The sequence below is a fragment of the Rhizobium sp. Leaf311 genome (assembly GCF_001423445.1).
Taxonomy (GTDB): Bacteria; Pseudomonadota; Alphaproteobacteria; order Rhizobiales; family Rhizobiaceae; genus Agrobacterium.
Map to the genome: position 1 here is coordinate 213,294 of NZ_LMNZ01000021.1, position 12,712 is coordinate 226,005.

Annotated in this window: 12 protein-coding genes; 8 read left to right on the top strand and 4 right to left on the bottom strand. The window is 57.3% G+C overall.

Annotated features, from left to right (window positions below):
* Window positions 1-162: 162 nt before the first annotated feature.
* From ASF69_RS20335 to ASF69_RS20365, 7 genes are all read left to right on the top strand, one after another.
* Entirely contained in the window at window positions 163-1,446 is a 1,284-nt protein-coding gene (locus tag ASF69_RS20335) for an ABC transporter substrate-binding protein (RefSeq protein ID WP_062590097.1), read from the top strand.
* 206 nt (window positions 1,447-1,652) lie between these two features.
* Window positions 1,653-2,480, top strand: coding sequence for a DUF3100 domain-containing protein (locus ASF69_RS20340; protein WP_062590098.1), 828 nt, complete (start codon window positions 1,653-1,655; stop codon window positions 2,478-2,480).
* Window positions 2,477-2,989 carry a hypothetical protein gene (locus ASF69_RS20345; RefSeq protein WP_062590099.1) on the top strand — a complete coding sequence of 171 codons (513 nt, stop codon included), beginning with the start codon at window positions 2,477-2,479 and terminating at the stop codon, window positions 2,987-2,989. The genes ASF69_RS20340 and ASF69_RS20345 overlap by 4 nt, the downstream gene beginning before the upstream one ends.
* Window positions 2,990-3,047: 58 nt before the next feature.
* Window positions 3,048-4,205 carry a M20 aminoacylase family protein gene (locus ASF69_RS20350; RefSeq protein ID WP_062590100.1) on the top strand — a complete coding sequence of 386 codons (1,158 nt, stop codon included), beginning with the start codon at window positions 3,048-3,050 and terminating at the stop codon, window positions 4,203-4,205.
* A 33-nt stretch (window positions 4,206-4,238) separates the two neighbouring features.
* A complete protein-coding gene (locus tag ASF69_RS20355; protein WP_244475535.1) occupies window positions 4,239-5,174 on the top strand; it encodes a LysR family transcriptional regulator in 936 nt (311 codons plus the stop codon).
* A 128-nt stretch (window positions 5,175-5,302) separates the two neighbouring features.
* Complete coding sequence (locus ASF69_RS20360) at window positions 5,303-6,190, top strand: NAD(P)-dependent oxidoreductase (RefSeq protein ID WP_062590102.1); 888 nt, start codon at window positions 5,303-5,305, stop codon at window positions 6,188-6,190.
* Window positions 6,191-6,202: 12 nt separating this feature from the next.
* Entirely contained in the window at window positions 6,203-7,741 is a 1,539-nt protein-coding gene (locus tag ASF69_RS20365; RefSeq protein WP_062590204.1) for an aldehyde dehydrogenase family protein, read from the top strand.
* A 180-nt stretch (window positions 7,742-7,921) separates the two neighbouring features.
* Here the strand turns inward: ASF69_RS20365 and ASF69_RS20370 are convergent, their stop codons facing one another.
* The 4 genes from ASF69_RS20370 to glyA form a co-directional block, all read right to left on the bottom strand.
* Window positions 7,922-8,302 (bottom strand): RidA family protein, encoded by a 381-nt coding sequence (locus tag ASF69_RS20370; RefSeq protein WP_062590103.1) that lies wholly within the window; start codon window positions 8,300-8,302, stop codon window positions 7,922-7,924.
* A gap of 132 nt (window positions 8,303-8,434) precedes the next feature.
* Window positions 8,435-9,331, bottom strand: a complete 897-nt coding sequence (gene purU, locus ASF69_RS20375) for a formyltetrahydrofolate deformylase (RefSeq protein ID WP_062590104.1) — start codon at window positions 9,329-9,331, stop codon at window positions 8,435-8,437.
* A gap of 20 nt (window positions 9,332-9,351) precedes the next feature.
* Complete coding sequence (gene folD / locus ASF69_RS20380) at window positions 9,352-10,242, bottom strand: bifunctional methylenetetrahydrofolate dehydrogenase/methenyltetrahydrofolate cyclohydrolase FolD (protein WP_062590105.1); 891 nt, start codon at window positions 10,240-10,242, stop codon at window positions 9,352-9,354.
* Between the two features lie 149 nt (window positions 10,243-10,391).
* A complete protein-coding gene (gene glyA, locus ASF69_RS20390; protein ID WP_062590107.1) occupies window positions 10,392-11,669 on the bottom strand; it encodes a serine hydroxymethyltransferase in 1,278 nt (425 codons plus the stop codon).
* 129 nt (window positions 11,670-11,798) lie between these two features.
* Here glyA and ASF69_RS20395 point away from each other — a divergent pair, with 129 nt between their 5' ends.
* Window positions 11,799-12,692 (top strand): LysR substrate-binding domain-containing protein, encoded by an 894-nt coding sequence (locus ASF69_RS20395; RefSeq protein ID WP_062590108.1) that lies wholly within the window; start codon window positions 11,799-11,801, stop codon window positions 12,690-12,692.
* Window positions 12,693-12,712 lie beyond the last annotated feature (20 nt).

The following is a 12,712-nucleotide window of genomic DNA, read 5'->3' on the forward strand; positions in this document are numbered from 1 at the left end:
TAAATCAGCATATGCAAATTCAATTAAATATCCCTTCTTTTGACCGGATTAAATCGAGCAAAAAAGCGGTAATTTGCTGATGATTGCTCCGGCCTCGCCCATTGCTTAAGTCGCCGTAGCCATTACGGAACAATTGAAATCGTAGGACGCGAGCGGCTCTCCATGGCCGTACGCAATCTGCTCGCAGAAGGCTTGGCCTACGCCTTGGGCACGGGTGTCAAATTCTCCAACGGGGAAAGCTTCAATGCCGACGACGTCGTTTTCACGCTCAACTATATCGTCGATCCCGCAAACAAGATCGTGGTCTATGACAAGGTGAAATGGATAAAGTCGGCTGAACGGCTGGACGATTACAACGTCCGCGTCCACCTTCAGGCAGCTTACCCCGCCGCTCTCGAGCTGTTCAGCATGTCGGTGCCGATTTATCCCGACGAGTACTATCAGAAGGTGGGTGCGTCTGGAATGTCCACCAAGCCTGTAGGCACAGGTCCCTATGAGGTCGTATCCGTTACGCCGGGATCGAGCATCACGCTCCAGAAAAACCCTGAATATTTCGCAAGTCCGAAGCCTGCGGCGAAGATTTCCAAGGTCGAAATCCGCACCGTCAGGGACATCAATACGCAGCTTTCCGAATTGATGTCGGGCAATCTGGATTTTATGTGGCAGTTCCCCGCTGAGGTAGCGCAAAAGCTGAAGAGGGCGGGCGATTTCAAGGTCGAATCGGTCGAGACGATGCGGATCGGCTTCCTCGTTCTTGACGCCATGAACCGTTCAAGTCCCAAAAGCCCGATGGCCGACATCCGGGTTCGAAAGGCAATGAACCATGCGATCAACCGAGATGCTATCGTCGCTGGTCTGGTCGGTGAGGGTTCGAAAAAAATCGCCAGCGCCTGCTCTCCCATCCAGTTCGGATGCGAGACGGATGTGACCGAATATAATTATGATCCCGCAGAGGCAAAGAGATTGCTGGCGGAAGCCGGCTATCCCAACGGCTTCACGGTCGAGATGGGTGCCTACCGCGATCGATTGCTGGCAGAAGCCATGATCAATGATTTGGCGGCGGTCGGCATCAAGATCAACTTCAACATGATGCAGAATTCAGCCCTGGGTGCACGACGAATGGAAGGCTCCATGCCTTTGGCTTATCTGACGCATGGCTCCAGCTCGATCGCCGATGTCTCGGCTATCACGCCTGAATTTTTCGGCTTGGGTAAACAGGATTATGCGGGAGACAAGGAAATTGCAGCACTATTGAGTGCCGCGGGTTCCACGATCGATGTCGCGCAACGCAAGGAGAAATATTCCGCCGCCTTCAAGCTCATTGCAGACAGGGCCTACTGGGTTCCGCTTTGGACCTATCCTTCGACGGTTGCAACATCCCAGGAACTGAACTTCAAGGCCACATCCGACGAGCTCGTACGCTTTTACGACATGTCCTGGAATTGATAGGAAGCCGCTACGCAAGCGACAGCGTAGCGGCTTTCATCCACGTGTGACCGGATGAGAAAGATGACGATCCATTAGCGAAGCGTTGCTGAAAACAGAACGCTTCGTTGCTTTAGCTGCCACTACCCATCAAGAACTCTGTCGCCATACTCTTTCGCCAGCCGCTATAAAAACAACATCTGCGGTGAGACGAGAGGAACAAATCAATGAACAAATTCACAGCCAATGGCTGGGGACTGCATTTTATCGTCCTGGCCATCGTCATTGTGGCGGAGGTCATCGGCATCAGACGGCTGCCTATCGGGATTGGCACCGTGGTGTTTCTACCGATCCTTTACGCCTTTGCCATCGGTATCGCACTCAACCCCCATATCCTGAAGAAAACAGCGGCACTTATTCCACCGAAAGCGGTGAAGTTATCGGGCACGATGATCACGATTGCGATCATGCCCTTTATTGCCCGATTTGGAACGACCGTCGGTCCGCAGATCGATGCCATCATCGAGGCGGGGCCGGCGCTGGTCATTCAGGAACTGGGCAATCTGGGTACGATTTTGATTGCGTTTCCTGTGGCCGTCTTTCTGCTGCGCATGGGTCGCGAGTCTATCGGCGCGACATATTCCATCGATCGTGAGCCCAACCTGGCCGTCATTGCAGATCGTTACGGGCTGAACAGCCCTGAAGGCGCGGGCGCCATGGGCGTCTATGCGACGGGCACCCTCATCGGAACGTTTGTTTTCGCCATCATGCCGCCTTTGATTCATTCCCTGGGCTGGTTCGATTACCGCGCTCTTGCCATGTCCTGCGGTGTCGGTTCGGGCAGTATGCTTGCAGCCTGCGCGGGTGGACTGGTTGCCATCATTCCCGAGAGCAAGGACGTCATTCTGGCTCTGGCTGCTGCCAGCAACATTCTGACATATGCGACGGGTCTCTATGTCGGCCTGTTCGTTGCCCTGCCGCTCACGGAATGGCTTTACCGCAAGGCGCGCCCGAACGACCCTGCCAATTCTGCCCTGAAGGAGACACGTGTATGAGCATTCCTCACGCCACCCCCGTGGAACACGAACTTCCGCAGCATGGTGAAGACGAGCGCAAGATCAACGTCATCAGCTATTCCGGCCTTCTGATCGTTGCCTGTGCCATCGGCCTTGTCTCCAACTGGATCGCTACAGGCACCAATCCCATTGTCGCCCTTCCGGGAATGGTGGTTCTTTACGCCCTTTCCGTCGCAGGGCTGCTGATGGCACGTTACATCCCCTTGTCTCTTCCCTCCGTCGCGTGGACATCCTTGCTGGCCATTGTGGTGACGATCCCCGGTGTTCCCGGTTCCGCCTGGACACTTGCGCAGGTTCAGTCGCTGAACTTTCTGGCGCTGGCCACACCGGCGCTGGCCTATGGTGGCCTTGCCCTGACAAAGGGTGAGTTCGACATTGCGCGGAAGTCCGGCTGGAAGATCGTTATCGTGGCGATCTGCGTGATGTTCGGGACCTATATGGGCTCGGTCGTGATCGCTGATCTTTCATTACGGCTGAGTGGCAACTAAGAATGACGTGTGGTCGCCATGTTCGGCGACCACACCCACGACGAAAGGGAGTGACGCGATGGTTTCGATTTCGGGCGAAGAGATAGAAGAAGCGATTGGCTGGAGACACCATCTTCACCAGCATCCTGAACTCGGCTTCGAGGAACACGAGACATCGGCATTCATCGCCACACGTCTGGCGCAGTGGGGATACAAGATCCACACAGGCTACGGTAAAACGGGCATTGTGGGCACTCTGTCCAAGGGAAGTTCGCAACGGGCGATTGGCATCCGTGCCGATATAGATGCCCTGCCGATTGCCGAACAGTCAGGTGTTTCCCATGCCTCGCGCACACCCGGCAAGATGCACGCATGTGGACATGATGGCCATATCTCCATGGCGCTTGCGGCGGCGCGTGCTGCAAGCCGGTCCGAATTCGACGGAACCGTCCACTTCGTCTTCCAGCCTGCCGAGGAAAACGAAGGCGGCGGAAGAGCCATGGTCGAGGATGGGCTGTTTCGCGATCTTCCCATGGACCGCATCTTCGGTCTGCACAACTGGCCGGCGCTCGAGCTTGGAAAGCTGGTGGCCCGCGATGACCGGATGATGGCGGCTTTCGGAACATTCGAGATCAAGGTTACCGGTCGGGGCTCCCATGGCGCAATGCCGCATGAGGGGGCAGACCCCATCGTGGCGGCGTCCCAGATCGTCTCCGCGCTTCAGGCGATTGCCAGCCGCAATGTGTCGCCACTCGAATCCGCTGTTGTCTCCGTCACCCAGATCCATGGTGGCGACGCCTGGAACGTCATTCCCGAAGAGGTTGTCATCAAGGGAACGACACGCTGGTTCGAAGAAACCATCGGTGCAAAGATCAAGGATCGCATCTCGGTCATCGCCAACAATGTCGCTGCAAGTTTTGAATGTAGCGCGTCCCTGGATTATCTCTCCCGCTATCCCGCGACGATCAACGATCCCGAAAGCGCACGGATCGTGCGTCAGTCGGCAGCCAGCCTGCCGGAGATCAAGATCGTTGATGCGCAACCGAGCATGGCCGCAGAGGACTTTGCCTTCATGTTGCGTGAAAAGCCGGGATGCTACTTCTGGCTTGGTGCGAAGAAAGAGGGCAGAAATCCGGGCCTGCATTCGTCCTTTTTCGATTTCAACGACCAATTGCTGCCGTTGGGAGCGCGCATGTGGCTGGCGCTCATCGATAGCCAGCTTCCTAAAGCCGGATAGATCACGCTGGCGTCCATGACATATTGACTGCATTTGCTTGATGGCAAATATGCTGCCATGGAAACGCTGGATGCCAAAGCCTTAAGAATATTCATTGCCGTCGTGCGGTGTGGTTCGATCCGTAGCGCCGCTGAGCATCTCGGCGTCGCTGCTTCCGTCGTCAGTCGCCAGATCGCTGATACCGAGAAGAATGTCGGCCTACCCCTCTTTAACAGGACCAGCCGTGGCGTCGGTTTGACGGATGCCGGGGGCTTGGTTCTGGACCATGCCCAGCGCGTCATCGAAGACAGCGGCCTGCTGTCTGAACAACTGAACCAGTTGCGCGGTGTTCAGCAGGCGCGCGTGCGTGTGTGCTGCGGCGAAGGATTTCTGGGAGATCTCATCGAGCACGGGCTTAAAAGTTTCGCCAATGTGTATCCTTCCGTCAGCTACAATCTGACGCTCGGCAGTACCGACAAGGTGCAGGAAGATGTTGCAAACGGCGATGTCGATATCGGTATTGCCTACAACCCGGTCATAGATACGCGCATTCGTTCGCTGGCTATTTCCCGCCAGCCGCTGTGTCTGGTTGCTGCACCGGGGCATCCTCTGCTTCTCGAGCAGTCGGTCTCTCTGGAAGCCTGCCTTGAAGCGTCGCCCTACGCGCTTCTGACCAAAGGGCATGGCGTCACCCAGCTTGTGAGCCGCACCGCTGCGGATGTCGGTTTAGCCGTGGCGCCCATGTTGGAAACGCCATCTATCGATGTGCTCCGGCGTTTCGTCATGGCGGGGCTGGGAATAACCTTTCTGCCGCGCTTTGCCGTCACCACCGAGATTACTAGAAGCGCACTCGGCGTGGTCGAGCTGAGCGATCCCCTGCTTGCTCAGGCAAGCGCCTACCTCATGGTCAAGGCGCGTCGTCGGCTGCCGATATCGGTCGAGCGTCTCGGCAGTTTCCTGGCGTTCGAAATGACCGCTTTCCAGCAGTAAGTTGCGTTGCTTGGCGAGCAACGCGCTGTTCCCTGTCGACCAGCTATCGGGATCACACGAATAATGACAGCCTGTCTTCTTGATTGACCGCCTTATTGCTCGGGCGGCAACGCGAAGAGGTTTACAGAATGTCTAAGAATAATAAGGGAATAGTCGGGGTCGTCGGCCTTGGCAGCATGGGCCTTGGAATGGCCCAGACATTGGCAGCAAGTCAATTCGAGACGCTTGGATTCGACCTGTCGGAGGAGCGTCGGGCGCTGGCAGCGAAAAGCGGTGTGACGCCGGTTTCAACGATCAGCGAACTTTTCGAAAAGTCAGCATTTCTCGTCTTTTCGCTACCCACGGCAAAGGACGTTGCCGGTGTCGTCAACAACCACATCGGTGTTCTCGACGCCCGTCAGGGGCAAAAGATCGTCATCATCGATACCTCCACCTCCGAACCGGATGTGAGCAGGGAACTTGCCGACAAGCTGGCAGGGCTCGGACACGGCTTTCTCGATGCTCCGGTCAGCGGCGGACCAGCCGGTGCGGCGAGTGGCAAGCTGACCATGATGATCGGTGGCTCGGATGAAGATGTGGCCGTTGCGGGGCCGGTTATCGAGGCCATGAGTGCCAAGGCGCTGCATGTGGGACCAAGCGGCGCAGGCAATGTTGCAAAGCTGGTCAACAACCTTCTTGCTGCGGCGCACATGGTTACGACCAGTGAAGGACTGAAACTGGCCGCTGCGGCCGGCATCGATCCGGAAGCTGCATTGCGTGTGCTGAATGCGGCTTCCGGCCGCTCCATGATCAGCGAGGTCCATTTCCCGACCTGGATCATGTCCGACCGTTTTGATAGCGGCTTTTCAATGGGGTTGATGCGCAAGGACGTGCGGCTGGCAAGCGAGTTGGCCGCCCGCACGGGTGCAGAGCTTCCGCTGGCAGATGCGGTGGCAAAGCTTTGGGCAGGTTCCACCGAACTCAACGACACAGACGACTTTACCCGCATGGGCGCTTTCAAAAGCGCAGGGAAGTAAAGGGAGATGACGATGACAGATATGAGCACCGCGCAGGATCAGGGCGCCCGCATTGGCGAGATTTTGAAGAGTGTAGCGGGTACGACTGAGATCGGCAGCTTTGTTGACGGTCAGATGGTCAACGGCGGCGGCGATGAGTTGTCGCTGACCGATCCGTCCAGCGGCAAGGTTTTTGCGACCTTCAAGGACGCCGACCAGAGCGTTATCGATGCAGCGATGGATGCCGCAGCTAAGGCGCAGAAGGAATGGATGAAGCTGACGGCCTCCGCACGCGGACGCGTCATGTTTGAGATCGGTCGTGAAATCCGCGCTCATGCCGATCAGATCGCCGAGATCGAAAGCCGGTCCGCAGGACGCCCCATTCGCGATATTCGCGGTGAGGTGGTCAAGGTTGCCGAGATGTTCGAATATTATGCGGGCTGGTGCGACAAGATCCATGGCGAGGTCATTCCTGTGCCCACGTCTCACCTCAACTATACCCGCAATGAGCCTATTGGTGTCGTTGTCCAGATCACGCCGTGGAATGCCCCGCTGTTTACCGGCGGCTGGCAGATCGCACCGGCGATTTGCGCAGGCAATGGCGTCGTCATCAAGCCATCTGAACTCACTCCGCTCAGCACCATCCTGCTCGGCATTCTGTGCGAAAAGGCCGGTGCGCCGCGCGGGCTCGTCAATGTCATCGCGGGCCAGGGCGTTACCGCCGGACAGGCGGCTGTCACGCACTCCAAGACGGGACTGGTTGTCTTTGTCGGCTCTGCCTATGCGGGTTCCCTCATTGCATCTGCCGCCGCCAAGAGCGTTGTGCCGTGCATTCTCGAACTTGGTGGCAAGTCCGCCAATATCGTTTTTGAAGATGCCGACATCGACCGGGCCATTCTGGGCGCACAGGCCGCCATCTTCGGCGGTGCCGGGCAAAGCTGCGTGGCAGGATCAAGGCTTCTCGTCCACCGCTCCGTGCATCAGAAATTTGTTGAAAGATATGCGCAGGCCGCAAAGCGCATACCGGTCGGCAACCCGCTTCTCGATACGACGCAGATCGGCCCAATCAACAACTTGCGCCAGTGGTCGAAAATCGACGAGCTTGTGCAGAAGGGCATCGGCGAGGGGGCGACACTCGTCGCCGGTGGCGGCAAGCCGACTGAACTTCAGGAGACCGGCGGATTCTACTACGCGCCGACAATTCTGGACAATGTCTCGCCGCAGGCAACCCTTTCCAAGGAAGAAGTCTTCGGCCCTGTCGTCGGTGTAACGCCTTTCGACACTGAGGAGGAAGCCGTCGCTCTCGCCAACGACAACCCCTATGGTCTTGCAGGCGCTGTCTGGACACAGAATGTCGGCCGTGCACACCGTGTTGCTTCGCAGGTGCGTGCAGGAACCTTCTGGATCAACGGCTACAAGACGATCAGCGTGATGTCGCCATTTGGCGGCTTCGGGAAGAGCGGCTATGGCAGATCGAGCGGTAAAGATGCGCTTCTGGCATACACGCAGACCAAGAGCATCTGGGTAGAAACAGCTGCCCAGCCTGCTGTCGCTTTCGGCTACGTCGCCTGATAAATTCTGGTCTACGCATGTAAAACACCCGGCAACTGAAAAGTGCCGGGTGTTTTGCGTTCAAGGGGTCACAAATGGTTCAGCCGAAGGCCAATGTGACGTGGCAGGAATTTGTCGTATCGCCATGAAAAAAATTGGCGACCCGAAGGCCGCCAATTCGGTTTCAGCCTGTGCACGCTCTCATGGGATAGCGATAACGGCCTCGATTTCAACCTTTGCGCCCTTGGGCAGGGCTGCGACCTGATAGCAGGCGCGGGCCGGATAGGGCTTCTCGAAAAATGTCGCATAAGCCGCATTGATATCGGCAAAGGCGCCGAGGTCCGTCAGTAGAACCGTCGTCTTAACTGTGTTCGAAAGGCTGGTCCCGCCGGCTTCAGCGATGGCTGCAATGTTTCGCAAGCATTGTTGTGCCTGCGGAACCGGGTCCTCACTGTTGAATTCCCCGGTTGCCGGGTCGATCGGCAGGGCGCCGGATACGAAAAGCAGATTGCCCGTGCGGATCGCTTGCGAGAATGGGCCGACGGCGGCTGGCGCTTTGTCTGTGTGCACTTCTTGCAGCATTTGTTATCTCCGATAAAAGCTCGCCCTGGAAACCTCGCCGCTGGGCAAGGCAGCGGTCATCACGTGCCCGCCGCCTTTTCCCATCGAAAAGTTTCGACGGCCGCACCTTGGTTGGTTTATCCAGGCTCAGACTCAGCCCATGCGTTCTGACGCGTAGGAACCCGGCGATGGCGGGAAGACCACCGTCTTGTTGCCGTTGATGAAGACGCGGCCATGAATGTGCGCGTGGATGGCGCGGGCGAGAACCTGACTTTCCACGTCACGGCCAAGGCTGACATAATCTTCGGCGCTTTGTGCGTGCGTCACGCGGACAATATCCTGCTCGATGATCGGGCCCTCGTCCAGATCCGCCGTTACATAATGGGAGGTCGCACCGATGAGTTTCACGCCGCGCTCAAAGGCCTGCTTGTAGGGGTTCGCACCCTTGAAGCTCGGCAGGAAGGAGTGATGGATGTTGATGATCCGGCCGGACATCTTCCTGCACATATCATCCGACAGCACTTGCATGTAACGGGCGAGAACGATGAGTTCCGCGCCGCTTTCTTCAACGATGCGCATCTGCTCGGCTTCGGCAACCGGTTTGTTTTCCTTGGTCACCTTGATGCAGTGGAAGGGAATGTCGTGGTTTACGACGACGCGCTGATAATCCATGTGGTTGGAGATCACGCCGACGATATCGATCGGCAGCGCGCCGATCCGCCAACGGTAGAGAAGGTCATTCAGGCAGTGGCCGAAGCGCGACACCATGAGGATGACCTTCTTCTTCTCCATTTCATCGGAGAATTCGGCGTTGGCTTCGTATTTCGCAGCAATGGCGCCGAAACCTTCACGCAGTTGGTCGAGTGTCCGGCCTTCTTCAGACTTGAAGCTGATCCGCATAAAATAGCGTCCGGTATCGGCGTCGTCGAATTGTGCGCTATCGGAGATATTGCATCCATTGTCTGCCAGATAGGATGCGATGGCTGCGGTAACGCCGCGGATAGAAGGGCAGGCGACGCGCAGGGCGTAGCGAAACTGACTGCTGGTCATGGTTCGGTTCCCGTTTGTAGTTAGGCTGCCAGCCCATGCTGGCGGCGAAATGCTGTGAGTGTGTTGGAAAGCAGGCAGGCAATCGTCATAGGTCCCACGCCGCCCGGAACAGGAGTGATGGCTCCGGCATGGCCCGCTTCATCATAGGCGACATCGCCAACGATCCGCGATTTACCGCCCTCAACGATCCGGTTGATGCCGACGTCGATGACCACGGCGCCGGGCTTGATCCAGTCGCCGCGCACAAGGCCGGGACGGCCTACGGCAACGACGAGGATATCGGCGGCTCTGCACAGTTCCTGAGTATTGCGGGTCTTGGAATGCACGATCGTGACCGTGCAATTGGCGTTGAGCAGCATCTGTGCCATCGGCTTGCCGACGATGTTGGATTTGCCAATAACGACCGCGTTCAATCCCGCCAGATTGTCACCGAGCCGGTCCTTCAGCAGCATCATGCAGCCAAGCGGCGTACAGGGAACGAGCGCGGGCTGACCGGTGGCAAGGCGGCCGGCATTGGCGATGTGGAAGCCATCGACATCCTTGTCCGGATTGATGGCCTGGATGACCGCGTTCGGATCAAGATGCTTCGGCAAGGGTAACTGCACGAGAATGCCGTGAACCTGCGGGTCGGTGTTGAGCCGTTCGATCAGGGACATCAACTCCGACTGTGAAGTCTCGGCCGGTAGCCGGTGTTCGAAGGAATTCATCCCGGCAGCGACCGTCTGGCGGTGCTTGGAGCCCACATAAACCGCGCTTGCCGGATCATCGCCCACGAGCACGACGGCCAGGCCAGGGATTTTGCCGGTTTCGGTCAGCAGGCCAGCGACATCGCTCTTGAGGTGCTCAAGCATACCGGCTGCAAAAGCCTTGCCGTCGATGACGTTTGCTTGTTGAAGTCTGTCCATTCCCATGTCGTTGTCTTTCCTGAGAGCGAAGATTGGCCTGAAAGCGAAGAGCGGCCTGAGAGCGAAGAGTGGATGCATCAGGCAGGTATGAAGATGCCGCGCGTGCAGGCTGCCCGCGCGGCATACATCAAGCGTTCGGGCGATGAGATCTTGTATCAGTGGCCGTAGACGGGGAAACGGCGGGTCAGGTCGGCAACAACTGCCTTGGCACCTTCAACCACGTCGTCTGCCTTGCCTGCAGCTTCAGCATCGATCAAATCAGCGATGACGTTGCCCAATGCCTTGAACTCGTCTTCCTTAAGACCACGCGTCGTGGCGGCTGATGTTCCCAGGCGCATGCCTACCCACTCAGCCGGACGTGGGCTGTCGCCGGGGATCGGGTTCTTGTTCGATGTGATGTTGGCCCGCGCCAGAACCACCTCGACCTGCTTGCCGTTCAAGCCCTTGCTGGAAAGATCGAGCAGCACGATATGCGTATCCGTTCCGCCTGATACGATGCGGATGCCGCGCTCGATGAGCGTGTCGGCAAGTACCCGCGCATTCGCCTTGACCTGATGGGCATAGACCTTGAAATCGTCGCGAAGTGCTTCGCCGAGGCAGACGGCCTTTGCGGCCAGAACGTTGCTGTGCAGGGAGCCCTGAACGCCTGGGAATACGGCTGCCTGGAGTTTCTTGAACCACTCTTCGTTGTTGGTCAGAATAAGACCACCACGTGGTCCGCGCAGCGTCTTCGTCGTGGTGCAGGTCACGATATCGGCATGTGGGAAGGGCGATGGGTGAGCACCACCCGCCACGAGACCGGCGATATGCGCCATATCGACCATGAAGTAGGCGCCGACCTTCTTTGCGATCTTCGCCATGCGCTCGAAGTCGAGTTCGCGCGGATAGGCCGAGCCGCCCGTAATCAGCAGCTTTGGACGAACTTCTTCGGCAATCCGTTCCATCTCGTCATAATCGATGACTTCGTTCTGCGGATTGACATTGTAGTTGTGGGCCTCGAACCAGCGGCCGGACAGGTTGGCCTTCATGCCGTGCGACAGGTGGCCACCGGCAGCCAGATCGAGCGCAAGAACCTTCTCGCCCGGCTTCATCAGGAGGAAGAACACGGCCAGATTGGCCTGGGTGCCGGAGTGAGGCTGGACGTTGGCATAAGCGCAGTTGAACAATTGCTTGGCGCGGTCGATCGCAGCCTGTTCCACCACATCGACAAATTCGCCACCGCCATGGAAGCGGTTGCCGGGGTAGCCTTCCAGCGTCTTGTTCGTCATCTCATGGCCGAGTGCGTCGAGCACCGCGCGGCTGACAATGTTTTCCGATGCGATAAGCTCGATCTGGTTCTGCTGGCGGTCTCGCTCATTTGCAAGCGCGCCTGCAACGAGAGGATCACGCTCCTCGACACTGGTTGCGAAAAAAGCCTTTGCCACGTTGTCCATGGTCCCTCTCAAAAAGTTCCGTTTTCCTTGAGATGGGAAACTAAAGTGGAGAACGATCCAGAAAAAGTTAATAATATTTTCTTATAGCGTAAGCTGTGCTAATCATTTTCCGTCACAAGGAGAAAAATCATGGACGTTGGCCGACTGCGTGCGCTCAGAGAGTTATCGATCCGAAAAACAATGGCGGCTGTGGCAGAAGCGCTTTACGTATCTCCTTCTGCGGTGTCCCAGCAAATTGCATTGCTGGAAGAAGAGGTTGGCATAAAGCTGATAGAGCGGCGCGGACGCGGGGTTGTCATGACACTGGCGGGCCAGAAGCTTGTGGAGCGTGCGGAAAAAATACTGACGGAAATCGAATCCGCCAAGGTCGATATCTCCGAGCTGAAAAGCGTGATCTCGGGCGAGTTACGCGTAGCCGCATTTCCATCCGTTGCGGCCGCACTCATTCCGAAGGTCGTGCGTCAGCTTTCGGAAATCCACCCTCATCTGACCATCCAGTTCGAGGAAATGGAGCCTGAGGAAAGCGTTGCGGCACTTCGCAGTTGGCATACGGACATAGCCATCATCGATGACCTCAACATGCCAACAGGCGCGCTGGACCCGAACATAGAAACCATCTACCTGACCGAAGATGTCTTCAACGTGATGGTATCCAAAGACCACAAGCTTGCCGAGCAGCCGACCGTAAAACTGAAGTCACTCCGTGACGAACGGTGGGCAATCGACACGGCCTCGGAAACCTACAACAGCATGCTGGTGGAGGCGTGCCGGTCCGTTGGCTTCAAGCCCAACATTGTTGCGCGCTGCAAGGGCTTTGAAGTCACCATTGCCATGATCCGCGAGAACTACGGCATCTCGATGCTGCCGGGCCTTCGCGCCAGCCACGACCTTGAAGACGTATGGGTATGCAAGGTCGTGCCGGAGATAAGGCGCAAGATCTTCCTGGCGTTCCGCAAATCAGAGAAACGAAGCCAGGCGATACAGATTTTCATCGATCACATGATGGCGAAATCAAAGCCCTGAATGGCGGATTGAATAGACAG